Origin of the sequence: Chitinophaga sp. 22620 (assembly GCF_052044405.1) — a bacterium.
GTDB lineage: Bacteria > Bacteroidota > Bacteroidia > Chitinophagales > Chitinophagaceae > Chitinophaga.
This window is the reverse complement of record NZ_JBQEMV010000014.1, coordinates 1-623: the sequence shown is the minus strand read 5'-3', so window position 1 is coordinate 623 and position 623 is coordinate 1. Positions and strand designations below refer to the sequence as shown.

Sequence of the window (623 nt, the reverse complement as noted above, 5' to 3'; positions counted from 1 at the left end):
CTAAGTCGTAACAAGGTAGCCGTATCGGAAGGTGCGGCTGGAATACCTCCTTTTTAGAGCACATTACACCGTGGCTGTTGTTTCCAGATTTTTAAATGTTATTAAGTTCTTTAGTTTACTACCTAGGTAGTATCCGTTACAGATCCGTAGCTCAGCCTGGTTAGAGCACTACACTGATAATGTAGGGGTCAGCAGTTCAAATCTGCTCGGGTCTACTAGTTATGATCTGCAAATGGAAACGGCTTGGGTTGTTTCTTTTTGTTGTGTCAAAACCTGGGGGGTTAGCTCAGTTGGCTAGAGCATCTGCCTTGCACGCAGAGGGTCATCGGTTCGACTCCGATATCCTCCACCAGAGGGAGATTGAAGGTCTCCACCTAAAAGTTCTTTACAAATTCGGTGTTTGAATATGATCCTTTTCAAAGGAAAAAGATCATGATTCCTGAAGGTTCGCGCCTTCGCACTGACCAGTTCTAACACAGGCTGTAAAGCCACAGTACCATAGTAAGTATGGAGCTGCGTTAGGAAAAGTTCTTTGACATATTGGGAAAACAAGTTGTAAAGCACGCGAGTGCTAAATGATTTAAGATTTTTAAAGCGAATAAGGGCGCATGGTGGATGCCTAG

General features: G+C 44.0%; 2 tRNA genes and 1 rRNA gene. All 3 read left to right on the top strand.

What is annotated here, in order from left to right:
• Window positions 1-53: ribosomal RNA gene (locus tag ACTJIK_RS25750) — 16S ribosomal RNA — on the top strand; the annotation flags it as partial.
• Window positions 54-140: 87 nt separating this feature from the next.
• Window positions 141-215: transfer RNA gene (locus ACTJIK_RS25745), tRNA-Ile, on the top strand.
• 60 nt (window positions 216-275) lie between these two features.
• Window positions 276-352 (top strand) — tRNA-Ala (locus tag ACTJIK_RS25740).
• Window positions 353-623 lie beyond the last annotated feature (271 nt).